At 66.0% G+C, this 24,191-nt stretch carries 17 protein-coding genes and 2 rRNA genes; 11 read left to right on the top strand and 8 right to left on the bottom strand.

What is annotated here, in order from left to right; all coding sequences use genetic code 11:
• Nucleotides 1–60: 60 nt before the first annotated feature.
• A complete protein-coding gene (locus tag AC50X9_RS17910; RefSeq protein ID WP_494895719.1) occupies nucleotides 61–1,062 on the top strand; it encodes a trypsin-like serine peptidase in 1,002 nt (333 codons plus the stop codon).
• A 294-nt stretch (nucleotides 1,063–1,356) separates the two neighbouring features.
• Here AC50X9_RS17910 and purH read toward each other — a convergent pair whose 3' ends face one another.
• On the bottom strand, nucleotides 1,357–3,042 hold the full coding sequence (purH, locus tag AC50X9_RS17905; RefSeq protein WP_494895717.1) for a bifunctional phosphoribosylaminoimidazolecarboxamide formyltransferase/IMP cyclohydrolase: 1,686 nt from the start codon (nucleotides 3,040–3,042) through the stop codon (nucleotides 1,357–1,359).
• A 151-nt stretch (nucleotides 3,043–3,193) separates the two neighbouring features.
• Here purH and AC50X9_RS17900 point away from each other — a divergent pair, with 151 nt between their 5' ends.
• Nucleotides 3,194–4,546, top strand: coding sequence for an MFS transporter (locus AC50X9_RS17900; protein ID WP_494895715.1), 1,353 nt, complete (start codon nucleotides 3,194–3,196; stop codon nucleotides 4,544–4,546).
• A 174-nt stretch (nucleotides 4,547–4,720) separates the two neighbouring features.
• Here AC50X9_RS17900 and AC50X9_RS17895 read toward each other — a convergent pair whose 3' ends face one another.
• Entirely contained in the window at nucleotides 4,721–5,449 is a 729-nt protein-coding gene (locus AC50X9_RS17895; protein ID WP_494895713.1) for a hypothetical protein, read from the bottom strand.
• 574 nt (nucleotides 5,450–6,023) lie between these two features.
• Complete coding sequence (purN, locus tag AC50X9_RS17890; RefSeq protein ID WP_494895711.1) at nucleotides 6,024–6,602, bottom strand: phosphoribosylglycinamide formyltransferase; 579 nt, start codon at nucleotides 6,600–6,602, stop codon at nucleotides 6,024–6,026.
• Between the two features lie 39 nt (nucleotides 6,603–6,641).
• Between purN and AC50X9_RS17885 the strand changes: the two genes are divergently transcribed.
• Nucleotides 6,642–7,082, top strand: coding sequence for a hypothetical protein (locus AC50X9_RS17885; RefSeq protein ID WP_494895709.1), 441 nt, complete (start codon nucleotides 6,642–6,644; stop codon nucleotides 7,080–7,082).
• A 13-nt stretch (nucleotides 7,083–7,095) separates the two neighbouring features.
• On the opposite strand, the gene AC50X9_RS17880 is transcribed toward AC50X9_RS17885, so the two are convergent.
• Nucleotides 7,096–8,412 (bottom strand): cell division protein PerM, encoded by a 1,317-nt coding sequence (locus AC50X9_RS17880; protein WP_494895707.1) that lies wholly within the window; start codon nucleotides 8,410–8,412, stop codon nucleotides 7,096–7,098.
• Between the two features lie 252 nt (nucleotides 8,413–8,664).
• On the opposite strand from AC50X9_RS17880, the gene AC50X9_RS17875 reads away from it, so the two are divergent.
• The gene (locus tag AC50X9_RS17875; protein ID WP_494895705.1) at nucleotides 8,665–9,069 is read left to right on the top strand and encodes a DUF4383 domain-containing protein; all 405 of its coding nucleotides are present in this window, start codon (nucleotides 8,665–8,667) and stop codon (nucleotides 9,067–9,069) included.
• Between the two features lie 572 nt (nucleotides 9,070–9,641).
• Here AC50X9_RS17875 and AC50X9_RS17870 read toward each other — a convergent pair.
• Nucleotides 9,642–9,821 (bottom strand): hypothetical protein, encoded by a 180-nt coding sequence (locus AC50X9_RS17870; RefSeq protein WP_494895703.1) that lies wholly within the window; start codon nucleotides 9,819–9,821, stop codon nucleotides 9,642–9,644.
• A gap of 54 nt (nucleotides 9,822–9,875) precedes the next feature.
• On the opposite strand from AC50X9_RS17870, the gene AC50X9_RS17865 reads away from it, so the two are divergent.
• The 7 genes from AC50X9_RS17865 (at nucleotide 9,876) to AC50X9_RS17835 (ending at nucleotide 20,264) form a co-directional block, all read left to right on the top strand.
• The gene (locus AC50X9_RS17865) at nucleotides 9,876–10,784 is read left to right on the top strand and encodes an HNH endonuclease (RefSeq protein WP_494895701.1); all 909 of its coding nucleotides are present in this window, start codon (nucleotides 9,876–9,878) and stop codon (nucleotides 10,782–10,784) included.
• A 310-nt stretch (nucleotides 10,785–11,094) separates the two neighbouring features.
• Nucleotides 11,095–12,531, top strand: a complete 1,437-nt coding sequence (locus AC50X9_RS17860; RefSeq protein WP_494895699.1) for a flotillin family protein — start codon at nucleotides 11,095–11,097, stop codon at nucleotides 12,529–12,531.
• Nucleotides 12,528–12,779, top strand: a complete 252-nt coding sequence (locus AC50X9_RS17855) for an NfeD C-terminal domain-containing protein (protein ID WP_494895697.1) — start codon at nucleotides 12,528–12,530, stop codon at nucleotides 12,777–12,779. Before AC50X9_RS17860 ends, AC50X9_RS17855 begins: the two co-directional genes overlap by 4 nt.
• A gap of 333 nt (nucleotides 12,780–13,112) precedes the next feature.
• The gene (locus tag AC50X9_RS17850) at nucleotides 13,113–14,261 is read left to right on the top strand and encodes a glycosyltransferase family 4 protein (RefSeq protein WP_494895695.1); all 1,149 of its coding nucleotides are present in this window, start codon (nucleotides 13,113–13,115) and stop codon (nucleotides 14,259–14,261) included.
• Nucleotides 14,258–15,688, top strand: a complete 1,431-nt coding sequence (locus tag AC50X9_RS17845; protein ID WP_494895693.1) for a UDP-glucose dehydrogenase family protein — start codon at nucleotides 14,258–14,260, stop codon at nucleotides 15,686–15,688. The genes AC50X9_RS17850 and AC50X9_RS17845 overlap by 4 nt, the downstream gene beginning before the upstream one ends.
• A 91-nt stretch (nucleotides 15,689–15,779) precedes the next feature.
• Nucleotides 15,780–18,029: a sensor domain-containing protein gene (locus AC50X9_RS17840; protein ID WP_494895691.1), complete on the top strand. Its 2,250-nt coding sequence runs from the start codon at nucleotides 15,780–15,782 to the stop codon at nucleotides 18,027–18,029.
• A 132-nt stretch (nucleotides 18,030–18,161) separates the two neighbouring features.
• Entirely contained in the window at nucleotides 18,162–20,264 is a 2,103-nt protein-coding gene (locus AC50X9_RS17835; protein WP_494895689.1) for a putative bifunctional diguanylate cyclase/phosphodiesterase, read from the top strand.
• A gap of 111 nt (nucleotides 20,265–20,375) precedes the next feature.
• On the opposite strand, the gene AC50X9_RS17830 is transcribed toward AC50X9_RS17835, so the two are convergent.
• From AC50X9_RS17830 to AC50X9_RS17820, 3 genes are all read right to left on the bottom strand, one after another.
• On the bottom strand, nucleotides 20,376–21,224 hold the full coding sequence (locus tag AC50X9_RS17830) for an SDR family NAD(P)-dependent oxidoreductase (RefSeq protein WP_494895687.1): 849 nt from the start codon (nucleotides 21,222–21,224) through the stop codon (nucleotides 20,376–20,378).
• Nucleotides 21,225–21,382: 158 nt separating this feature from the next.
• Nucleotides 21,383–21,499, bottom strand: a 5S ribosomal RNA gene (rrf, locus tag AC50X9_RS17825).
• 196 nt (nucleotides 21,500–21,695) lie between these two features.
• Nucleotides 21,696–24,191 (bottom strand): 23S ribosomal RNA (locus AC50X9_RS17820); the annotation flags it as partial.

Genomic DNA, 24,191 nt, shown 5'->3' with positions numbered 1-24,191 from the left:
TTCGTTCCATCACAGCGGCCACCACGGGTGGCCGCCCCGCTTCGACCGGTTAGGACACCCATGAGAACACCCAAGACTCTGGCCACCAGCCTGCTCAGCCTCTCCGCGGCTGCACTGTTGGCTTTGAGCGCTGCGGGCGCAGCGAGCGCAGCGCCTGCATCCGGCCCTACCCTGTCGGCGACGTCGGGGGTCAGCAGCCACGCTGTCACCGAAACCGGCGGAGCGGAGTACTGGACCGAGGAGCGGATGCGCACCGCCATCCCCGGCGATGTGCTGGCCGAAAGGGCGCTGCAGAAGGGGGCCAACTCCAGGGCGGCCGTGAACCGCCCGGCGGCAGCGGGCGCGCCCAGCACCGTCGAGTCGCAGGCACCGAGCCTGCAGGCGAAGGAAGTCCAGACCAAGGTCAACGCGAGCGAAACCCCCGTCAAGCACATCGGCAAGGTCTTCTTCACCCTCGGCGGTTCCAACTACGTCTGCTCCGGCAACTCGGTCTCCTCCACGAACAAGAGCACCGTTTCCACCGCCGGCCACTGCCTCAACGAGGGCCCGGGAGCCTTCGCCACCAAGTTCACCTTCGTCCCGGCCTACCTCAACGGCGCCGCGCCCTATGGCATGTGGACAGCCAAGTCCCTGCACGCCCCGACCCAGTGGAGCTCGGGCGGGGACATGACCTACGACACCGGCTTCGCGGTCATGAACCCGCTCAACGGCCAGAGCCTCACGGACGTTGTCGGCGCCTCCGGCGTGCAGTTCAACGCCGCCCGGGGCCTGAGCTATAAGGCCTTCGGCTACCCCGCGGCCCGGCCCTTCAATGGTGAGTCCCTGAAGAGCTGCACCGGCACCGCCACGAACGACCCCTACAACCCGCGGTTCAACTCCCAGGGCATCCCCTGCAACATGACCGGCGGCTCCTCGGGCGGCCCGTGGTTCATCGGATCCAGCTCCACCGGCTACCAGAACTCGGTCAACAGCTACGGTTACGGCAGCAAGTCCACCACGATGTACGGACCGTACTGGGGCTCCGTCATCCAGCAGGCCTACACCACCGCGGCCGCTTCCTAACCGGCCAACACCCCACCCCCAACGCGGGGTCACTTGCGGTCCATTCCAGCAGCGCGGATGGGCCGCAAGTGACCCCGCGTTGGCGTTTCGCTGGGGTGCGTGGCGCGGGCGGTGCCACACGGACGAGGTTCGCGGGTGACCGGTCACCACGGGACATGCCCTCCCCCAGCCTCAAGGCCTGGACATATGGCCGTTGTGTCCACCCATAGCCACGAAAAATGGACATGCCCTCCGGTAAGGGAGGGCATGTCCATTCGTGGTGTGGCTACTTGCGGTAGGAGCCCCGCAACCGGCCTAGTGGAAGAAGTGCCGGGCGCCGGTGAAGTACATCGTGATGCCGGCGGCGTTGGCTGCGGCGATGACTTCATCGTCCCGGACCGAGCCGCCTGGCTGGACGACGGCGCGGACGCCGGCGTCGATCAGGATCTGCAGTCCGTCGGCGAACGGGAAGAACGCGTCCGACGCGGCCACGGCGCCGCGGGCACGTTCCGGCGCCCCGGCGGCGTCGGCGTTGGAGGCACCGCCGGCGCCGTCGACGTCGGAGTCCACGCTCACGCCGAGGGAGTTCGCCCGCTCGACGGCGAGCTTGCAGGAATCGAGCCGGTTGACCTGGCCCATGCCGATGCCCACGGCGGCACCGTGGTCAGCGAGCAGGATGGCGTTGGACTTGGCGGCGCGGCAGGCGGTCCAGGCGAACGCGAGGTCGGCCAGGGTGCCGGCGTCGGCGGCCGCACCGGCGGCGAGGGTCCAGTTGGCCGGGTTGTCGCCCTCGGCGTCGACCCGGTCCGACATCTGCACCAGCACACCGCCGGACACCTGGCGGATTTCGGAGGGGTACCGGCCGTAGCCCTCGGGCAGGGCGAGGAGGCGGATGTTCTTCTTCTTGGACAGGATTTCCACGGCCTCATCCTCGAAGCCCGGGGCGATCACGACCTCGGTGAAGATGCCCGCCACGGTCCGTGCCATGCCCGCGGTGACCGTGCGGTTGGCGGCGATCACACCGCCGAACGCGGAGACCGGGTCGCAGGCGTGCGCCTTGGCGTGCGCGTCGGCAATGGGATCCGCGGCCGAGGCGGAACCCACGGCCACGCCGCAGGGGTTGGCGTGCTTGATGATCGCGACGGCGGGCTCGGCGAAGTCGAACGCGGCGCGCAGGGCGGCGTCGGCGTCGACGAAGTTGTTGTAGCTCATGGCCTTGCCGTGCAGCTGGTCGGCCTGCGCGATGCCGGCGGGCGCGGCCCGGTCCACGTAGAGGGCGGCCTGCTGGTGCGGGTTTTCGCCGTAGCGGAGGACCTCGGAGCGCTCGAGCGACAGGCCGGCGTAGGCGGGCCAGTCGATCACGCCGTCGCCGTCCTCGTCGAGGAACTGGCTCGCGGTCCAGCTGGCCACGGCGGTGTCGTAGGTGGCGGTGTGGGCGAAGGCCTTGGCGGCGAGCCGGCGTCGGGTCTTGAGATCAAAACCGCCCGCAGCAGCGGCAGCAACGACGTCGTGGTACGAGGACGGGTCCACCACAATGGCGACGGCGGCGTGGTTCTTGGCGGCGGAGCGCACCATCGCCGGGCCGCCGATGTCGATCTGCTCGACGACGTCGTCCAGCGCGGCGCCCGACTTCACGGTTTCCACGAACGGGTAAAGGTTGACCACAACGAGGTCGAACGGCTCGATCTCCATCGACGTGAGGGTTTCCATGTGTGCCGGGACGCGCCGGTCGGCGAGGATGCCGCCGTGGACGCGCGGGTGCAGGGTCTTGACGCGGCCGTCCAGCATTTCCGGGGAGCCGGTGACTTCCTCGACTTCCTGCACCGGGATGCCGGCGGCGGCGATCTTCTTGGCGGTGGAGCCGGTGGAGACGATCTTGACGCCGGCTTCGTGCAGGCCCCGCGCGAGCTCCTCCAGACCGGTCTTGTCGTAGACCGAAATCAGGGCCCGGCGGATGGGAACACGGTCGATGGATACACGGTCAAGCTGCGTGAAGCTCACAAAAGTCTCCGTCTTATAACGCGGCGTGGCCGCGGGTGGTGGGGATGGGGTCAGTTTATCGCGTCGGCGACCCGGGCCTCCCCGCGCGCCGGAGTGTGAAGCGCACGGCACCGGCGGGCGCGGGCACGTAGAGTTTTCCCAGGAGGCTGAGATGAATACGTACACCACTGTGCCCAGCGGCGAACAGGTGGTCCAGGAACTGCCGTGGCGTTGGAAGGTGCAGGGCCGGATCTTCCTGATCGGCGGCCTGGGCTTTATGTTCGACGCCTGGGACGTCACGCTCAACGGCATCCTGATTCCGTTGCTGTCCAAGCACTGGGCCCTGACCCCGGGCGAGGCCGCCTGGATCGGCGCCTCAAACCTGATCGGCATGGCCCTCGGCGCCTTCGTCTGGGGCACCATCGCGGACACCATCGGGCGTAAAAAGGCCTTCACCGCCACCCTGCTGATCTTCTCGCTCTTCACCGTGCTCGGCGCGTTCTCCCCCGACTTCCTCTGGTTTGTGGCCTTCCGCTTTATGGCCGGCTTCGGCCTGGGCGGCTGCATCCCGGTGGACTACGCGCTGGTGGGCGAATTCACACCCCGCAAGCAGCGCGGCAAGGTCCTGACCGCGATGGACGGCTGGTGGCCGATCGGCGCCGCGCTCTGCGGATTTGTGTCCGCCGGGCTGGTGGCCCTGTACGGGGACTGGCGGCTGACCATGCTGGTGATGGTCCTGCCGGCGCTGCTGGTGTTCTGGGTCCGCCGCAGTGTCCCCGAATCCCCGCTGTTCCTGATCCGCAAGGGCCGGCGCGACGAGGCCGCGAAGGTGATCGACGACCTCGTCGCGGCCACCGGTGCCGAGCCCCGCGCCTACAGCCTGCCCGAGGCGCAGGACGCCCCGCGGCTCTCCGCCGGCAGCGCCTGGATCCAGCTCCGCGCGCTCTGGCAGTACGACTGGAAGATCACGACGGCGGCCTGGTCCCTGTTCTTCAGCATCCTGCTGGTCTACTACCTGTCGCTGACCTGGATGCCGCGGATCCTGATCGGGGCCGGCTTCGAGGAGTACAAGGCTTTCCTCACCACCGCGTCCATGGCCGCCGTCGGGCTCCTGGGCGTGGTGCTGGCCGCACTGCTGGTGGAACGGGTGGGCCGGAAGTGGATCCTGGCGATCACCGGCCCGCTGTCCGCGCTGACCCTGGTGATCGTGGCGATCGTGGTGGACATCCCGACGGCGGCCGTGTTCTGGCTGCTGGTCTTCGGCTTTGTGGTGCAGGTGGCCATCCCGGTGCTCTATGCCTATGTCTCCGAGCTGTATCCGACGGAGCTGCGCGGTTCGGGCTTCGGCTGGGCCTCGACCTTCTCCCGGATCGGCGCCGGGTTCGGCCCGCTGGTGTTTGCCGCGTTCCTCTGGCCGGAGCTGGGCCTGGCGACGTCGTTCGCCCTCGCCGGCGGCCTGGTGCTGCTCAGTGTGCTCTGGATGGCGTTCTTCGCCCCCGAAACGAAACAGCGCCAACTCGAATAACCCGACCGGCCCGCAGTTGGTATCAGCCCCCAACGTCAACAACTGCGGGCCGGTCGGGACCGGAAACGCCGGGATGCCCTATCACTTGTAGTTGCTTCGAGGGCCTCGAAAACACGGGCTTCGAAAGCACCACAAGTGACAGGGCATCCGGGGGTAGGGCATCCGGGGGTAGTGCTACTGGATGCAGGTCACGTACACGGTCATGGCCGTCTGGCTCCTCTGCGTGACCGTCCAGCCGGTGGGCGTTCCGGCGGCGTTGGTGATCGGCTGGCTGCTGACGACGCCGTTGTTGCCGGTGGTCACCCCCAGCGAGTAGCCCCCGCTAACGGCAGTCTTGCCGGTGGGGCAGTTGGCACCGACGGTGAGCGCCGATCCGCTGGCCGACTCGACGCTCACACTTGTGGATGCCGCCGCACCGGTGGCACCGGTGGCGCCGGTGGCACCGGTGGCACCGGTGGCACCCTGCAGGCCGGCCGGTCCGACGGGTCCGGTGGCGCCAGTCGCGCCGGTGTCACCCTTTTCGCCCTGGGCGCCGGTGGCTCCGGTCTCACCCTGGGCGCCGGTTGCGCCGGTCGCGCCGGTGTCACCCTTTTCGCCCTGGGCGCCGGTGGCTCCGGTCTCACCCTGCGCTCCGGTTGCGCCAGTCGCGCCGGTGTCACCCTTTTCGCCCTGGGCGCCGGCTGCACCCGTCTCGCCGGTGTCGCCCTTCTCCCCCTGGGCTCCCGTGTCGCCCTGGGGTCCGGTCTCACCGGTGGCGCCGGTCTCACCTGTCTCACCGGTGTCGCCCTTCTCGCCTTGGAGACCCTGGATGCCCTGCGGGCCGGCGATGCCCTGGATCCCCTGCGGACCGGCCACGCCCGGGATTCCCTGCATGTTCCAGGAGAGCGCGGTTTCCTTCTGCAAATCGCACTTTTGTCCGGGTGCGAGAACCCGGAGCTCTCCGCCGTTGTTGACGTTATAGCAGCCATTGATTATGCCGTTTGCGGTCGTCGTCGAAGCGGCATAGGCCGCAGTAACGGCACCCGTTCCGAGTACGAGAGCCGCGGTAAGGCAGAGAACTTTGGGACTGGCTTTAGCGAAGCTGAACTGTGACAAGAGGAACCCCCAGAGGCGCAAGTGACGAATGTGACTGGGCCAGACTATGGCCCCCAGCCACGCTGAAACCGGCTCCCATATACTCGATTTTTCACCGGGTACCACCTGTCTTTTCGGGGGTGTACTCAGTTATCCGCGACCGGCTACTTGGTTGGTTGGTTTTCGGTCAGAACCAGTTGCTCGCGCGCCGCGGTCTCGGCACCCCTGGGCGAGTCCTCCGACCACGTTGCCACAACATACGGATCCTGATGTCGGGTTGGGATTTGCACATCCACAGCAGCCACCCCAACCCGGGTGTCAACGAAGCCCTGAGCAAGAACTGTTCATTGAGTCCTGAGACTCCGCAGTCGTTTCGTGGGGTTCAAACGACACCAATTGCGGGTTAGTTGGCTGACGTGGCTCCGGCGGCGAGGGAAGCCAGCGTCGAGACCAGGAGCCGCCGTTCCACGACTTTGATCCGTTCGTGCAGGGATTCCTCGGTCTCGCCATCGCCGACCGCCAGGGCCTCCTGCGCGATGATCGGGCCCGTGTCCACCCCGGCGTCGGCCCAGTGCACCGTACAGCCGGTGACCTTCACCCCGTAGGCCAGGGCGTCGCGGACCCCGTGCGCGCCGGGGAACGACGGCAGCAGCGCCGGGTGGGTGTTGAGGTATTTGCCGCCGAACGCGTTGATGAAGTCCGCGCTGACGATCCGCATAAACCCTGACGACACGACGACGTCGGGCGAGTACGCGGCCACGGCGTCGGTGAGTGCCGCATTCCAGGCGGCCCGGTCCGGATAGGCCTTGAAGTCCACCACGAAGGTCGGGATTCCGGCGGCGGCCGAGCGCTCCACGCCGTAGGTGCCGGGCCGGTCCGCGCCGACGGCGGCGATCTCAACGTCGAGCCGGCCCTCTTTCACGGCGTCGATGACGGCCTGGAGGTTGGAACCGGTGCCGGAGACGAGGACTACGATGCGCATGGTCCTAGCTTATGGGGCCGCTCGCGTAGGCTGGAAAACATGAATCCCCCGAACGACACCGCCGGCAGCCCGGGTACCCCGCCGCAAAGCCAGCACCCGCTCAGCGACGCCGCCAAAGCCTCGCAGGCGAAAACCCACAATTTGTTCCGCAGCTTCGTCGTGGCGGTGCTGGGGTCGTTTTTCGTCTACCAGCTGGACATCAACTACCTCTGGCTCAGTGCGCTCCTGACGCTGATCGCGATCGTGCTGGGCATCATGGTGCTGGTCCGGTACGCGAAGCTCAAGGAATCGAAGTTCGTGCTGTTCGGGACGATCTCCGGGCTGGTGGTCCTGGCCGTGCAGGTGCTGCTGCTCGTGTCCTCGGCGCTGTTCTTCAACCAGGTCCGGGACTACCAGCAGTGCAGCCGACAGGCCCTCACCCAGCAGGCCGCGTCCATGTGCCAGACCCAGCTGGAAAAGACGCTCCCGCGGTTCCGCTAAGCCCCAGGCCGGGTCAGCGCGATGCCGGCTCCAGGTCCGCTTCGCGCAGCTTCTGCTGGCGTTCCAGCCACGGTCCCGCGGCGTAACCGATCACGACGCCGATCCCCACCTCCGCGGCCACAAACAGGGCCGTCCGGAGCGGGTCGGGGCCAATCTCGGTGAGCCGCCCGATGCCGGCGGATCCCTGGGCCAGCCAGGCCAGACCCGCGGCGAGCAGCCCTGCGACGCAGCCGATCATCACGCTTAGTGCCAGCGTGGAGACCGTGGCGGTAAACCAGCGGGCGTGGATCTTGATGGAGAGCCATTCGTCGAAGTGGTTTTCGCCCTCGCGCAGGAACCACCAGCCGGCCAGGGTTCCGGCGAGGACGGGCACCACCAGCGCCGCCATCGCGTAGTCCAGCGGCCCGGACGGCAGCGCCGCGAACACCGGGATTGACGGCAGCGGCCCGACCGCGGTGCCGAGCGCCCCGGCCTGCGAGCCGACGCCAAGGGCGATCCCGGCACCGGAGGTCCAGGCGAGCGCGAAGACGGCCAGGTTGGGCAGGAAGCCAAGCTGGGCGATGGTGAGCACGGCACCGCCCACCGCTCCGGCGTCGAGCGCTTCATAGACCGCGATCACGAGGTTCCAGTGGATGAACAGGGTGGCGGCGAGGAGCACGCAGGACATTGCCAGTCCGGCCATCAGCGCCACGACCCCGGCCTTGACCGCGGACCCCAGGTAGGAGCCGGCCCAGCGCGAATGCTGGCTGGTGCGGGAGAGCCAGTCGACGGCGTCGACGCCGATCAGGCGGCTCCAGGAGCCGGCCTCACGGCGGGCGCCGATAACCATGCCGAGCCCGACCGGGATCAGCGGGACGAGGGCGGCGGACCAGAGGCCCACGCCGACGTCGTCCGTGCGGCAGACGAAGCCGGTGGTCAGGCCGAATCCGGCGTACATCAGCCAGGAACCGAGCAGCGCCTGCCAGAGCTGGTCCGTGTACGAGGCCCGGGCCAGCCGTCGGCCGGCGCGCCAGGCGAGCAGGAACGGGATCAGGGTCAGGCCGAGCGGCGTGAGGGACAGGACGCCGGATTGCAGATGGGCCGCGGAGCTGACGCCGGCGGTGTCCAGCAGCAGCGGAACGCCGTGGATCAGCAGCCAGGCCTGGCCGGCGAGGCGTGCCAGGCCGTCGGGCTCGCTGTTCAGGAAACCGGCGGTGGCCCACACGGCGAGGATTGGAACGGCCACCACGAGGGCGGAGATGATGGCTGCCTGCGCGGACTCAAGGGCTCCCTGGAGCCACAAGGGCATCGGAAGTCCACGTTCCCCGGTCTGATCAGCGCGCAGTTTCATCGTGTTCCATGGTGCCACGTGGCGGCGTTCCGGCCCGCCCCGACAGGCCCTAGCGGCGGATTTCGCAGGTATTGTGCCCATTTTTTCGGATCGCGGGGTGCCGTCAATTGGTTTGTTTCCCGGCGCTTTTTTCGCTACCCCGCCGTAAAATTGGAATGTCCGCAATCATTGGTTGGAGGCAGAAAAATGACTACCGCATCTCCACATGCACACGGCATTCACTTTGGACGTACAGACGTCCAGAACGCCGGCATGGGTGTAGGTATCGTCCTTATAGTCGTGGGCATCCTGGGGTTCATCCCGGGCATCACCACGCAGTACAGCTCATTGGCGTTCGTCGGGCCGGGTTCCACGGCACTGTTCCTGGGCCTGTTCCAGGTATCGATGCTGCTGAACATTGTTCAGTTGGCGATCGGCGCCACCGGCGTGGCCATGTCCCGGAGCAACCCCATGGGTGCCCGGAACTTCCTGATGGGCTTTGGCCTGCTGTACATCGTCCTAAGCGTCTACGGGCTCATCGTTGGGGTGGGGTCGGCGGCCAATTTCCTGTCGCTGAACACCATTGATATTTGGGCCTTCATGATCATGGGCGTGGTAATGGTAGGCGCCGGTTGGCTGATGTCGAGGCATCTGTCCGACGACGCAAGGACCCGGTAAGCAAACAACCGGGAAAAAGGGAGCCGCGAATGAGTAACGTTTCATAGCATTCTGAAAATTCGTACTACCTGCTGGTGCAGTCGCCTCGCGGAAACGCAGTGGCTGTACCAGCTTTCCCTGTGTTTGGGGGTTTGCTGGTGGGTGCTGGTTGGGCTCCTGGGGTGGCGCATTCCGGGGTTGGTTGCGCGTGGGCGTTCGTTTCCGTGGCGCGGGCAGCGGCGAGTTGCCGAACCTTCGCCCGTCCGACACAAATGGCCGCCATGGGTCCCTCATAGCGGCCATGTACGTCGAATCGCTGCGCTGAATGCGCCCTGAACGCGCTGAAGAAGGCTCCGGCGTTCCGCGAGCCCTCGGTCCGGGCGAAGTGGCGTCCGACTCGGGGCTACACGTCGAGACCTTGTGCCCACACGCTTGCGCCCGAAGCTCCCGCCCATTCGCCACAGATGGCCGCTATGAATCTCTCATAGCGGCCATCAGTGGCGGATTGGGGCCACGTTTGTGCTTCGCTAAACGGGTCGTCAAGATTCCGTACTTAGCAAACGTCCACGTCCAGTGGCCTCGATGAGTTGCAGTTAGAAACGCACCAACGAATACGGCAGGCTCGGCAGGTTTCCCGCAGTCCAGGGGCGGTCCGGTTTTTCCACCGGAATCTGGCCGCGGCCGTCGCGAATCACCAGCACCACCGTTCCGACGATGGCGAACAGGGCAACCGCTGCCAGGATGAAAAGTAGTACGACAAATGACCCGGTCATGTCCAACACCTCTAGGTTAATTTTACTGCTGTCCGCGCCTGCGAGAATGGCCAGATGACCGCCATCATCCTGGGCTGGAACCCGGACCGCTGGAACGACTGGAACTACGCCAAAGTCGTCGAGTACGTTGCCGCAACCGGCCTGCACGTCCAGCCGTGGAGCGTCGGAGGCCAAAGGAATATCGGTGTGGGAACGGACGCCTGGCTGTTCCTGCAGGGAGACCACGGCCGGGGACTGATCGGCCACGGCGTCGTGGTTTCGGAACAGCCCGAAGCCCGGACACGACTGCTCGGGCCCGTTGGTGCAGCGCCGGGCTCCCCCAGCTCTGACGAAGCTGCGCCGGATGAAGCCCCGATGTACGTGCAGGTGGCCGTCGATGCCCTGCTGCCTCTCGGCGAGCAGATCGCCGTTGACGTTCTGAAGGAGGCGCTGCCCGGGGTCGCGTGGGAAAGTGATGATGCCGGGGAGCTGGGCGTTGAGCCGGCCGAGGAAACGACGATCCGAGCCCTCTGGAGCGATCTTGGACCTCAGCCCGGCCCCGACCCCACCCGGCCATGTCCCGGCACCTATCCGCAGGATGCCCTCACCCGGGTCGTGGTGAACCGCTACGAGCAGGATTCCGACGCGCGGCGGGCCTGTATTGCGCACTTCGGCAGCAGCTGTGCGGCCTGCGGGTTCTCCTTCGAGCAGAGCTACGGCGAGCTCGGCGTGGACTTCATTCCGGTTCACCACCTCGTCCCGGTCTCCCAGCTCGGCAGCGGCTATGAACTCGATCCCATCACGGACCTCGTCCCCCTTTGCGCCAACTGCCATGCCATGTCCCATCAGGGCGTGAGCACTCCGCGGACGGTGGCGGAGCTGCGCCGGATCATCGGCGACGCCGGATTCCTCCGCGGATCCACCGTCTCCGACGAACAGCTCGAGGCCCAGCGGCAGGCCCGGGAGCTCCTGAGGCCGCAGTAACGCCACAGTGCGCCGTCAGGCGATCCTGACCTGCCGGAAATTCCCGCTGGGGTCGGGCCGGGGCCCCGCCGGGTGTCCCGCGCGATCCCGATTGCTTCGGAGCCGACATACGTCGTGAATCCCTCCCCGGGACAGCGTTCGTCCCCGCATTTTCTAATCGCTGGACTTTGCGCCGGGGAGCGCATCAGACTGTCTACAACAGCTGGATTGGCGGCCCCGCACTTCCGCTTTCGCGTCCGGCCGGGTTCTATCCGCTCAACGGTTGGGGCCGTGCCGCACGACCTTTTCCAGCATTGTGAAAGGACCTGGTATGCCGGATTTTTCAGTATTCTTCCCGCTGTTTGCCACGCTCATCGGGGCAGCTGTTCTCATTGCCGTCATTTGGCTGACCACCAAACTGATGTGGAAAGTGGCTGAACCCAATGAGGCCCTCATCATCTCGGGGCTGACGCGGGGAACCCTGGAGACCCGGGAGGGAATGGACTTCAAGATCGTCACCGGCAAGGGCGCGCTGGTGTTTCCCGGGCTGCAGACCGTCAGGACCCTGTCCCTGACGCTCAATGAAACCGAGCTCAAAGTCTCCTGCGTGACGTCGCAGGGCATCCAGGTGATCGTCGAAGGTGTTGTGATCTACAAGATCGGGGACGCCCCGCCGTTCATCGCCAACGCCGCGCGGCGTTTCCTCGGCCAGCAGCCGAAAATGGAAAGTCAGGTCTACAACGTTTTCGAGGGGCACCTGCGCTCGATCATCGGCAGCATGACCATGGAGGAAATCATCCGCGAGCGCGACAAGCTCGGTTCACAGGTCCGCAGCGCCAGCGGTGTTGAAATGGAAAAGCTCGGGCTGGTGGTCGATTCGCTCCAGATCAAGGACCTGCAGGATCCCACAGGCTACATCGAGAACATCGCCAAACCGCACATCGCCCAGGTCAAGATGGAAGCGCGCATCGCCGAGGCCACCAGGAACCGTGAGGCCGCGGAAAAGGAAGCCGAAGCGGAGGCACTGATCGCGGACGCACAGAGTGTCTCGGCCATCCGGCAATCCGAGGCCCGGGCCAACGCCGAACGGGCTAAAGCACAAGCCGCCCAGGCGGGCCCCCTCGCCGACGCGACGGCCCGCCAGCAGGTGGTGGTCCAGGAGACCGAAGTGGCCAAGCTTGAGGCGGACCGGGAGGAACAGAAACTGCAGACCAGTGTCCGCAAGCCGGCCGACGCCAAGGCCTATGCAAAGCGCACCGATGCCGAGGGCCAGAAATCCGCCGATATCAGCGCCGCAGAGGCGCTGGCCCGGCGCACGGAACTCGAAGCCGAGGCCAATGCCAGACGCACGGAACTGCAGGCGAACGCCAACGCCACGGCGGCGGCAGCGGCGGCCGGCGCCACCCGGGTTACCGGCGAGGCGGAGGCGGCGGCCACGAAGGCCCGCGGCGATGCCGCTGCCTCGGCGATCAAGGCTAAGGCGTTGGCCGAGGCGGACGGCATCAAGGCACGCGCCGAGGCCCTGGGCACCAACCAGGAGGCCGTTATTTCGCAGCAGCTGGCGGAAAACATGCCGGCCATCGTCGCGGCGGCGGCGGAGCCCTTCGCCCACGTTGGCCAGTTCACCGTCCTCAATGGCGGCGATGGCATCAACCGCATGATCGGCGGGATCCTGGCCCAGGTGGGCGACTATCTCCCCGCACTCAGGTCCGCTCTTAGGAGCGGCCGGGAGGATCCAAAGGGTCCCACGAAAGCTCCGGATGCATGATGCACAGGGACGTTGACCGGAGCCTCACCGGCAGGATCGGGCGGGTTACCGGTCGCATCGCGCCGGGCACCATCGGCGAAGTCATGCTGCCGTTCCGTGGCGGAACAAGCGCCTTCCACGCCCACCCGTTCGACAAGACCAGTGTTTTCGCGGTGGGCGAGGAGGTCCTGATTATCTACTACGAGCCGCCGCAAACCGTCTACGTGGATGAACTGCCGGACGTCCTGAGGAAAGACACCCGCGGTTAGAAGCGCACGAGCGGGTGGTGTGCGCCGGAGCGGCCACACCGACTTCGGCACGCCCGTCAGGTTGCCGCCATCCAAGGACGTGTCGAGGACTCCCGCGGGTTACGGCCGCAGCCCGGGTGGACATGCTCATTCTCCGCGGCAGGGACTGGGCATACCGGGATTATGTCCAGCCCTTGGCCCGGACGGAGGGCATGCCCATTCGGGGCCCGGACCGAAACGCAGCGGGTGCTGACCCAGCCGAGCCGGCCCCAGCACCGCCGTGTTAACCCACTCTTCCCTCCCCCGCCATACGCCCAGCCCCGTGCCGAAAGACTGTCCGCGCACCGTGGAGGGGTGAGGATCGCAATTGTTGCTGAGTCATTCCTGCCGCTGATGAATGGGGTAACCCACTCGATCCTGCGGGTCCTGGAGCATCTGCAGGAGCGCGGAGACGAGGTGCTCGTGATCGCGCCGTCCACGCAGGACGCGGAAGCCCCCGACGAGGTCTACGGGGCGCATGTCCACCGGCTGCCGTCGGTTCCGCTGGCCGGCTACGCGAACGTTCGGGTGGCGATGGGCGGTGTTTATCGGGTCAAGCGAATCCTTGCCGATTATGCGCCGGACGTGGTCCACCTGGCCTCGCCGTTCGTGCTCGGCTGGCGCGCGGCGCAGGCAGCACACCAGCTGGGGATCCCCACCATCGCCATCTACCAGACCGAGGTGCCGGGCTACGCCGGGCGGTATGGCGTCCCCTTCCTGGAGAACTGGGCCTGGAACCGGGTGGAGAACATCCACCGGCTCTCCTCCCGGACCCTCGCCCCGTCCAGCTTCGCGGTCAACCAGCTCCGCGGCCGCGGCATCCCCCGGGTCGAGATGTGGCGGCGCGGCGTGGATACCGAGCGGTTCTCCCCCGCCAAACGCGACGCCGGATGGCGGGCCGCCGTCGCCCCGGCCGGCGAGCGCATCATCGGCTATGTGGGCCGGCTCGCGGTCGAAAAGCAGGTGCAGGACCTCGCGGTGCTGGCCGACGTTCCCGGCACCCGGCTGGTGATTGTGGGCGACGGACCGCAGCGGCAGGCCCTCGAGGAGGCCCTGCCGGACGCCATCTTCACCGGCTTCCTCGGCGGTGAGGAACTGGCCCGCGCGGTGGCATCCTTCGATCTCTTCGTGCACCCCGGCGAGTTCGAAACCTTCTGCCAGACCATCCAGGAGGCGATGGCCTCGGGCGTGCCGGTGGTCGCCACGGGCCGCGGCGGCCCCCTGGACCTCGTCGAGAACTCCCGCACCGGCTGGCTGTATAGACCAGGCGACCTGGCCGCGCTGCGGAACCACGTGGTGGACCTGATGGGCGACGACGCCAAGCGCCGCGCGTTCGCCGCGGCGGCCCACGCATCGGTCCAGGGACGGACCTGGTCCGCCCTGGGTGCCGAACTGGTCCAGCACTACCAGGCGGTCCTCGCCGCCGGCATCGCCACAACAACCACCCAAGGAGTCGCCCTGTGAGAATTTCCGTGATCGGCTGCGGTTACCTGGGGGCCGTGCACGCGGCCACGCTGGCGTCGATGGGCCACAACGTGGTGGGGATCGACGTCGACGCCGCCAAGGTCGAGCAGCTGGGCCGCGGTGCGGCGCCGTTCCACGAGCCCGGGCTGGACGAACTCCTGCGCGACGGCATCGCCACCGGCCGGCTGAGCTTCTCCACGGAATTCGCCGACGCCGCCTGCTCCCGGCTGCATTTCCTGTGCGTGGGCACACCGCAGTCCAAGACCTCCGGCGGCGCCGACCTCAGTTACCTTGTCGCCGCCACGGAGGCGCTCCTGCCCCATCTGGCCGCCGGGTCCGCCGTGGTGGGCAAGTCCACTGTTCCGGTCGGAACGGTGGACATGCTCAGCGGTGTGCTGGCGGACCGGCCGGACGTGCTCCTGGGCTGGAATCCCGAGTTCCTGCGCCAGGGCACCGCGGTCAGGGACTCCCTGGTCCCGGACCGCCTGGTCTACGGCGTCCCGGAAGGCGGCTTAGCGACCAGCGCGGCGATCAGCGCAGCCCTCGACGCCGTCTACGAGCCTCTGCTGGCCGCCGGGGTTCCGCGGCTGGTCTGCAACTTCGCCACCGCGGAACTGATCAAATCGGCATCGAACGCGTACCTTGCCACCAAGCTCAGCTTCATCAACGCCATGGCCGAGCTCTGCGACGCCACGGGCGCCGATGTGCAGCAGCTGGGTTCTGCGATGGGACTTGATCCGCGCATCGGGAGCCGGTACCTCCATGCGGGCCTCGGGTTCGGCGGCGGCTGCCTGCCCAAGGACATCCGCTCACTCCGGGTCCAGGCGGCCGGTCTGGGCGTGGATTCGGTGGACCAGTGGATGGACGTGGTGGACACCATCAACCGCGACCAGCGATCCCGCACCGTGGGGCTGGCCCGGGACCTGTGCGGCGGCCAGCTGAGCGGCCGCAGGGTCACGGTGCTCGGCGCGGCCTTCAAACCGGACACGGACGACATCCGCGACTCCCCCGCCCTGGACGTTGCCCTGCAGCTCGCGTCGCACGGCGCCCATGTCACCGTGACGGATCCTGCCGCGATCAACAACGCCTGGCTCCGCTACCCGCAGCTGCGCTTCGAACCCTCCACGGGCTCGGCGCTGGAGGGCGCGGAGCTTGTGCTGCTGCTGACCGAATGGGACGAATACGTTGCGCTCCCGCCGGCCGACGCCGGGGCGCTGGTCCGGCGACGGATCCTGCTGGACGCCCGCAACGCCGTCGACGCCTCCGCCTGGGAAGCGGAAGGCTGGACCGTCCGCGGCCTGGGCCGGGGCCGCGCCGCCAGCCGCACCGCAGCCAGCCGCACCGCAGCCACGCCAACCGGCCCGAACCGGGCCCCGGGCCACCAACTCCTTTCGACCAGCGCACCCGGCGCTGACCATAGCGCCTGAAACCCCGCCGCTGAAACGCGGGCGTAACGCGCCATCTCCGCACCGGCTACCCCTATGATTTCCGGAGGGGAGGACGCGAAATGAACTACCGGTGGTCCCAGATTCGAACGGCAGTAGCGCGGTGACGGCTTTCTCGCACCCTGCGCCCGACGCCGACGCGGTCTTCGAATCCAGCCCCGACGCCCTCCTGGTGATCTCCGAGGAGGGCACCATTCGCCTGGTCAACGCCGCCACAGAGCGCCTGTTCGGCTACACCCGCGAGGAGCTCGTGGGCCAGGACCACCGCATGCTGCTCGCCGAGGGGTTCCGGAGCAGCTTCCATCGGCACGTCTTCGACCTCCGCAAGGAGGCCGACGGCGGCCCGCCCACCCAAGCTGAGGCCCCCGCCGCCGGCAACAACCCCGGCCCGCTCGCCACACCCGCCGCCCATACCAACCCCGGCCTCCCGCCGGTGGAGGCCTACGGCCTGCGGCGCGACGGCACCGAGTTCCAGGGCGAAGTGGCTTGCTCGCTGCTGGTCGGGGACACCAGCGACGCGCCGGTCAGCGTGGCCGTCGCCGTCCGCTGCACCTCGCACCGGCTCGCCGCGGACGCGGGACTCCGTGAGGCCCTGTCGCTGCTCAGCGCAACGCTGGAATCCACGGCCGACGGCATACTCGTCGTCGATGGCGACGGCCGGATCGCGAGCGTCAACAACCAGTTCACCTCGATGTGGGGCGTCCCGCGGGAGCTGCTGGCCACCCAGGACGATGAAGCTGTGTTGAGCTTTGTCCTGGACCAGCTGGTGGACCCCGCGCAGTTCGTGGAAAAGGTCGCCGCGCTCTACGCCGATCCGGACGCCGAAAGCCACGACGTCCTGGACTTCCGTGACGGCCGCACCTTCGAACGCTATTCCCGCCCGCAGAAGGTCGCGGACCGGGTCGTCGGCCGCGTGTGGAGTTTCCGCGACGTGACCCCGGCCCGTGTCGCGCAGGACCTGATCACCCAGGCCCTGGCCGACCTGGCCGAGAAGGCCGCCCAGCTCAAGGCCCTCGCGTTCCAGGACCCGCTGACCGGGTTGTCCAACCGGCAGCTATTCAACGACCACCTCGAGGCGGCGCTGCGCGGGCCCTGCGGCACCGCCGTCGACGTCCTGCTCCTGGACCTCGACGACTTTAAGGAAGTCAACGACATCCTGGGCCACCACGCCGGGGACCAGCTGCTGATCGAGGTTGGCCGGCGGCTGCGCGAGTGTGTCCGCCCGAACGACGTTGTAGCACGCCTGGGCGGTGACGAATTCGTGGTGCTTCTGGTCGGCTCGCTGGATCCCGGAATGGTCGCCGAGCGGATCGTCGCGTCCCTGAAGGCGCCCCTCTGGATCGACGGAACCATGCTCCACCCGAGCCTCAGCCTGGGAGTGGCGTCGATCCATGAGGACGCCGTGGACGCCTCCGAGCTGCTGCGCCGGGCCGACGTCGCGATGTACGCGGCGAAGGCTGCCGGGAAGAACCGGTACCTGCGGTTCCGGCCCGAGATGATGAAAAGCCTGGTCGAGCGGACCGAGCTGGAGGCCGGGCTGCGGCTGGCCGTGGATGCCGGCCAGATCACCGTGCACTACCAGCCCATCCTCTCGACCCGGCGCGGCGTCGTCGAGACGGTCGAGGCGCTGGCCCGCTGGGAGCGCGACGGCGGCATCGTCTCCCCCGCGCAGTTCATTCCGGCCGCGGAACGCAGCGGCCTGATCGTCGAAATCGGCACCGAGGTGCTGCTCCAGGGCTGCACCGAACTGGGGCCCTGGCTGGCGGAGGACCCCGCGCGCGCCCTCGCCGTCAACGTTTCCGGGGTCCAGCTCCAGCACGGGGACTTCGCCGAGCTGCTGCTGGCCGTCGCCCGCAGCACCGGGGTGGATCCGCGGCAGCTGGCCGTGGAAGTCACCGAAAGTGTCTTCTTCGACGACGACGGCCACGTGATCCGGCAGCTCACCGCGCTCCGGAACGCCGGCGTGCGGGTCGCGCTGGATGACTTCGGCACCGGGTTCTCCTCACTGGGGCGGCTTCAGGGGCTCCCCGTGGACACCTTGAAGATCGACCAGTCGTTCACGAACATGATCCACACCGGCGATGAGAAGCTGCCGATCCTTGACGGCATGATCACCATTGCCCACGGTCTGGGCCTGAGTGTCACGGCCGAAGGCGTCGAGACGGCGGCGCAGGCCGAGTACCTGATGAAACTGGACTGCGATTCGCTGCAGGGTTTCCTGTTCGCCCGCCCCACCGCAGGGCCCGGGCTGCGGTCCGCCATCGCCCGGTCCAACGCCGCGTTCGCCGTCCTGCGGGGAGAGCGGGTGTCCGGGCCGCGGTGACCCGGCAGAGTCCGCTGCCGGGGTACTGCATTCGGGGCCAGCGGACCCTATGATTCAGGGAACGGAGTGTCCGCGGCGCCGCCGGGACAGTCATCAGCACATTAACCGTCGCTTTGGGGGGCCGGTATCACCGTGGGAACAGGGATTGAAGAGGGTCTGCTTGAGCAGAGTCCCGATGCTTTCCTGCTGCTGACCGCGGATGGCACGATCGCTTTTGTGAACGCTGCAGCTGAGCGCCTCTTTGGCTACCCGCGCGACCAGTTGCTCGGAGCCGCGCACAGTATCCTGCTCTCCGAGGACGAGCGCGGCGGCTTCGTGCGGGTCTTGGGCCGGCTGGGCCGCGGCAGCCTGTCCGTCAGCCGGCCGTTCGCTGCGGCAGGCCGCCGTCGGGACGGCCGCGAGCTGTCCCTGGAGATCACCTGCTCGCTGGTCACAGTCGATACCAGACCGGCCATGGCGGTAGCCATCAGGGACGGGAGCCACCGGAAGGACACCGATTCTGGCCGGCGCCTGGCCGTCTCGCTCCTGGATGCCACGCTGGAATCCACCGCAGACGGGATTGTCGTGATCTCCAGCGAGGGACTCATCACCGGGATCAATGACCAGTACCTGAAGCTGTGGGGCATGCCGCCCGAGTTGATCGCGGCTGAAGATCCGCTGGCGCTGGTCACCTTCATTTCCCGGCAGCTCCGTGATCCGGAGAGCTTCCTGCAGAAAGTCACGGAACTCTACACGGACAATGTCAGACACAGCAACGAAGTGCTGGATTTCAAAGACGGCCGCACTGTGGAGCTCTATTCCCGGCCGCAGAAAGTCGCGGACGTGGTCGTGGGCCGGATCTGGAACTTCCGCGACATCACCTCCAAACAGCGCGCCGAGGACCGGGCCCGACGCGCGCTGGAGGAACTCGCCGAACAGGCAGACAAACTCAAGGAACTTGCTTTCCGGGACCCGCTGACGGGGCTGGCCAACCGGATCCTGTTCACGGAACGCGTCGCCGCCGCCCTGCTGACCCGAAATGCGGTGGACGTGCTGCTGCTGGACCTGGATGACTTCAAGGAAGTCAACGACATCCTGGGCCACCACGCCGGGGACGAGATGCTGGTGGAGATCGCGGGCCGGCTGCAGCAGTGCGTCGGGCCGCACGGCACCGTGGCCCGGCTCGGCGGGGATGAGTTCGTCGTGCTGCTGGTGGGCTGCAACGATTCCGATGCCGTGGCCCAGCGGATCGTGGCCACCCTGAACGCGCCGTTCTCCATCGAGGGCACCCTGCTGCGGCCGGGCCTCAGCCTGGGGGTGGCCTCGCGGAGCGCCGGGGCCATGACGTCCTCGGAGCTGCTGCGGCAGGCGGACCTGGCCATGTACGCCGCCAAGGAAGCCGGCAAGAACTGCTATCTGCACTTCCGGCCGGAGATGCTGGCCGAGCTGCTGACACGGACCCAGCTCACGGCCGGGCTGCGGCGGGCCGTGGAACTGGGCCAGATCATTGTGCATTACCAGCCGGTGGTGTCCACCGGGCTGCTGGAGGTCGTGCAGTTCGAGGCTTTGGCGCGCTGGCAGTTCGAGGGGAAGCTGATCCCGCCGGACGAGTTTATCCGGACCGCGGAACGCAGCGGCCTGATCCGGGACATCGGGACGGAGGTGCTCCGCCGCAGCTGCGCCGAGCTGCAGCCCTGGCTGGCGGAGGACCCGACCCGGACCCTGGCGGTGAACGTTTCCGGCGTGCAGCTGCTGCACCGGGACTTCGCCGAAAGCGTCCTGGACGTCGCGGCGTACGGCAACGTGGATCCGCACCAGCTGGTGCTGGAGGTGACCGAGAGTGTCTTCTTCGACCCCCGCTCCCACGTCATCTCACAGCTTGAGAGCCTGCGCGCGGCCGGGGTCCGGGTGGCCCTGGACGACTTCGGCACCGGTTACTCCTCGCTGGGCCGTCTGCAGGAGCTCCCGGTGGATATCGTCAAGATCGACAAGTCCTTCGTGTCGCTGCTGCACACCGGGGCGGAGAAGCTGCCGATCCTGACCTCGATGATCCACATGGCGCACAGCCTGGGCCTGAAGGTCACGGCCGAGGGCATCGAAACCCCGGAACAGGCCCACTACCTGATGGACCATGACTGCGATGCCCTGCAGGGCTTTCTCTTTTCCCGGCCCGAGCCGGAGCACCGCAGGGAACTCGGCATCCGCAACACTGCCGCCGCCGTGGCGGCGCTGACCGGGGCGTCCCGTCCGGCATAACTGAAGGTCCCGCCGACGCAACTGCGGCTCGGCTGGTTCCGGCCGCAACTGCGGCTCGACTGGTTCCGGCCGGCGCGGGGAACTTCGGTATAACGGCCGGTTTAGCTCCGGTCAGTTCCGGGGATCGAGCTCGCCCAGGTCTGCGCCCACCATGGCTGCGCTGCGCTCCCACAGGCCCCGCGCGAGTTCCGGGTCGTACGCCTGCTTGTTCGCTTTCGCCAGTGCCCGCTTGACGTAGTAACCGCCGGAGATCCAGTCTTGTCCCGGCGTGGCCGTGGCAAGCCAGACCAGGGTGTCCGCGCCCTGTTCCGGGCTCAGCATGAACCTGTTGAGGAAGCTCCGGTACATGAACCGGAACGGACTGGTGGTGTCCGCGGCGAAATTGGTGGCCACGACGCCGGGGTGGAACGCAGCCGTCGAGATCCCCGCAGCCTGGTAGCGGTTGTTCAGCTCCGCGGTGAAGAGGATGTTCTCCAGCTTGGCGTTGCCGTATGCCAGGTTGGCTGAATACTTGGTGGCCGTCTCGAGGTCGTTGAGGTCCAGCTTGCCGTACAGCGCGTTCGCCGCGCTGGAGGTGTTGATGACGGTGGCGCTGCTCGCGGTGAGCACGTCCAGCAGCTCGGTGGTGAGCATGAACGGGGCCAGGTGGTTGATCTGGAAAGTCTTCTCATGTCCGTCCACGGTGAGCCCGCGGTGGCCCATGATGCCGCCGGCATTGTTGGCCAGGACATCGATCCGCGGGTACTTCTCCCTCAGCTGCGCGGCGAGTTGGCGCACCTGTGCCAGTTCGGCGAAGTCGCAGACGAAGTAGTCCGCGCCAATCTCTTTCGCGACCCTCGCGGTCTTCTCCGCGGAACGCCCGACGACGACGACCCGCTCCCCCTGTTTGCTCAGGGTCCGCGCGGCGGACGATCCGATGCCGTCACTGGCCCCGGTAATAACGATGGTCCGTGCGGTCATGAAAGAGTCCTTTGAGCGGAGACGGTAAGCAGGCTGTCGGAATCGAGCCTACCGAAAGTCAACGACGCCGGGACGACAGATGTTCCCTATGTGGATTTAGCCTTAAATGCGGGAGAGCCCCGACCTGTGTGGTTGGGGCTCTCGACCGTGTAATGATGTTCCGGCGGTGACCTACTCTCCCACACCCTCCCGGGTGCAGTACCATCGGCGCTGTGGGTCTTAGCTTCCGGGTTCGGAATGGGACCGGGCGTTTCCCCCACGCTATGACCGCCGTAACCCTTGCTCCACACCCCGTGCCGTGGCTTGGGGTGGGAAATCTGGTGTTACAACTGTGGTGTTGTTATGTAGTTGTTGGTTCTCAGACAACGGGTTTGTTGTTTGGGAACCACATAGTGGACGCAAGCAGTCTTGTTTCTTTTTACCACCCCTTTGGGTGCAAACGCTTTTGAAGTTCGTTTGCGGGGGTGGTGTGTGGTGTAAGTTATCGGCCTATTAGTACCGGTCAGCTTCACGAGTCGTTAGTCCTCGCTTCCACATCCGGCCTATCAACCCAGTGGTCTGGCTGGGGGCCTCTCACACACAAGGTGTATGGAAATCTCATCTCGAAGCGAGCTTCCCGCTTAGATGCTTTCAGCGGTTATCCCATCCGAACGTAGCTAATCAGCGGTGCACTTGGCAGTACAACTGACACACCAGAGGTTCGTCCGTCCCGGTCCTCTCGTACTAAGGACAGCCCTTCTCAAATTTCCTGCGCGCGCAGCGGATAGGGACCGAACTGTCTCACGACGTTCTAAACCCAGCTCGCGTACCGCTTTAATGGGCGAACAGCCCAACCCTTGGGACCTACTCCAGCCCCAGGATGCGACGAGCCGACATCGAGGTGCCAAACCATGCCGTCGATATGGACTCTTGGGCAAGATCAGCCTGTTATCCCCGAGGTACCTTTTATCCGTTGAGCGACGGCCATTCCACAATGTACCGCCGGATCACTAGTCCCGACTTTCGTCCCTGCTCGAGATGTCTCTCTCACAGTCAAGCTCCCTTGTGCACTTACACTCGACACCTGATTGCCAACCAGGCTGAGGGAACCTTTGGGCGCCTCCGTTACTTTTTAGGAGGCAACCGCCCCAGTTAAACTACCCATCAGGCACTGTCCCTGACCCGGATTACGGGCCGAAGTTAGATGTCCAAAGTGACCAGAGTGGTATTTCAACGATGACTCCACCCGAACTGGCGTCCGGGCTTCAACGTCTCCCACCTATCCTACACAAGCCACTCCGAACACCAATACCAAACTATAGTAAAGGTCTCGGGGTCTTTCCGTCCTGCTGCGCGTAACGAGCATCTTTACTCGTACTGCAATTTCGCCGAGTTTATGGTTGAGACAGCGGGGAAGTCGTTACTCCATTCGTGCAGGTCGGAACTTACCCGACAAGGAATTTCGCTACCTTAGGATGGTTATAGTTACCACCGCCGTTTACTGGGGCTTGAATTCTCAGCTTCGCCTTGCGGCTAACCGGTCCTCTTAACCTTCCAGCACCGGGCAGGAGTCAGTCCGTATACATCGTCTTGCGACTTCGCACGGACCTGTGTTTTTAGTAAACAGTCGCTTCCCCCTGGTCTCTGCGGCCCCTGCACGCTCCGGACAGCAAGTGTCCATCACGATGGGGGCCCCCCTTCTCCCGAAGTTACGGGGGCATTTTGCCGAGTTCCTTAACCATAATTCTCTCGATCGCCTTAGTATTCTCTACCTGATCACCTGTGTCGGTTTGGGGTACGGGCGGCTAAAACCTCGCGTCGATGCTTTTCTCGGCAGCATAGGATCACCGAATCCCCCCTTACGGGAGTCCCATCAGATCTCAGGCATCATGAACAGCGGATTTGCCTACCGTTCGCCCTACATCCTTAGACCGGGACAACCATCGCCCGGCTCGGCTACCTTCCTGCGTCACACCTGTTAATACGCTTGCCTCCCAGGATCAGGTCCCGCGCTCCACCAAAACCCTCACACCACAAGGGTGATCGGGCAGGTCTCGGGCGGTTAGTATCCCCTGTTCAGCATGGACGGTTTTTCGCCGGTACGGGAATATCAACCCGTTGTCCATCGACTACGCCTGTCGGCCTCGCCTTAGGTCCCGACTTACCCAGGGCAGATTAGCTTGACCCTGGAACCCTTGATCATTCGGCGGACGGGTTTCTCACCCGTCTTTCGCTACTCATGCCTGCATTCTCACTCGTGTAGGCTCCACCGCTGGTTTACACCGCGACTTCACTGCCCACACGACGCTCCCCTACCACTCCAGACGCCTGAACCAACCCCACAAGGGGGCGGCTTAGCAAAAATCTGAAATCCACAACTTCGGCGGTGTACTTGAGCCCCGCTACATTGTCGGCGCGGAATCACTTGACCAGTGAGCTATTACGCACTCTTTTAAGGATGGCTGCTTCTAAGCCAACCTCCTGGTTGTCTTCGCAACTCCACATCCTTTCCCACTTAGCACACGCTTAGGGGCCTTAGTTGGTGGTCTGGGCTGTTTCCCTCTCGACTATGAAGCTTATCCCCCACAGTCTCACTGCTGCGCTCTCACTTACCGGCATTCGGAGTTTGGCTGACGTCAGTAACCTTGTAGGGCCCATTAGCCATCCAGTAGCTCTACCTCCGGTAAGAAACACGCAACGCTGCACCTAAATGCATTTCGGGGAGAACCAGCTATCACGAAGTTTGATTGGCCTTTCACCCCTACCCACAGCTCATCCCCTCCATTTTCAACTGAAGTGGGTTCGGTCCTCCACGACGTCTTACCGTCGCTTCAACCTGGCCATGGGTAGATCACTTCGCTTCGGGTCTAGATCACGCCACTGCAACGCCCTATTCAGACTCGCTTTCGCTACGGCTTCCCCACACGGGTTAACCTCGCGACGTAACACTAACTCGCAGGCTCATTCTTCAAAAGGCACGCCGTCACA

This window comes from Pseudarthrobacter sp. HLT1-3 (assembly GCF_059383535.1).
This window is presented reverse-complemented; position numbering and strand designations above follow the sequence as displayed.

Bases quoted from the DNA above. Each gene is read 5' to 3' on its own strand.
- AC50X9_RS17830 (WP_494895687.1), bottom strand. From the start codon at position 21,224: ATGACCGCACGGACCATCGTTATTACCGGGGCCAGTGACGGCATCGGA.
- AC50X9_RS17860 (WP_494895699.1), top strand. From the start codon at position 11,095: ATGCCGGATTTTTCAGTATTCTTCCCGCTGTTTGCCACGCTCATCGGG.
- AC50X9_RS17870 (WP_494895703.1), bottom strand. From the start codon at position 9,821: ATGACCGGGTCATTTGTCGTACTACTTTTCATCCTGGCAGCGGTTGCC.
- AC50X9_RS17880 (WP_494895707.1), bottom strand. From the start codon at position 8,412: ATGAAACTGCGCGCTGATCAGACCGGGGAACGTGGACTTCCGATGCCC.
- AC50X9_RS17910 (WP_494895719.1), top strand. From the start codon at position 61: ATGAGAACACCCAAGACTCTGGCCACCAGCCTGCTCAGCCTCTCCGCG.
- AC50X9_RS17875 (WP_494895705.1), top strand. From the start codon at position 8,665: ATGGGTGTAGGTATCGTCCTTATAGTCGTGGGCATCCTGGGGTTCATC.
- AC50X9_RS17855 (WP_494895697.1), top strand. From the start codon at position 12,528: ATGATGCACAGGGACGTTGACCGGAGCCTCACCGGCAGGATCGGGCGG.
- purN (WP_494895711.1), bottom strand. From the start codon at position 6,602: ATGCGCATCGTAGTCCTCGTCTCCGGCACCGGTTCCAACCTCCAGGCC.
- AC50X9_RS17865 (WP_494895701.1), top strand. From the start codon at position 9,876: ATGACCGCCATCATCCTGGGCTGGAACCCGGACCGCTGGAACGACTGG.
- AC50X9_RS17900 (WP_494895715.1), top strand. From the start codon at position 3,194: ATGAATACGTACACCACTGTGCCCAGCGGCGAACAGGTGGTCCAGGAA.
- AC50X9_RS17885 (WP_494895709.1), top strand. From the start codon at position 6,642: ATGAATCCCCCGAACGACACCGCCGGCAGCCCGGGTACCCCGCCGCAA.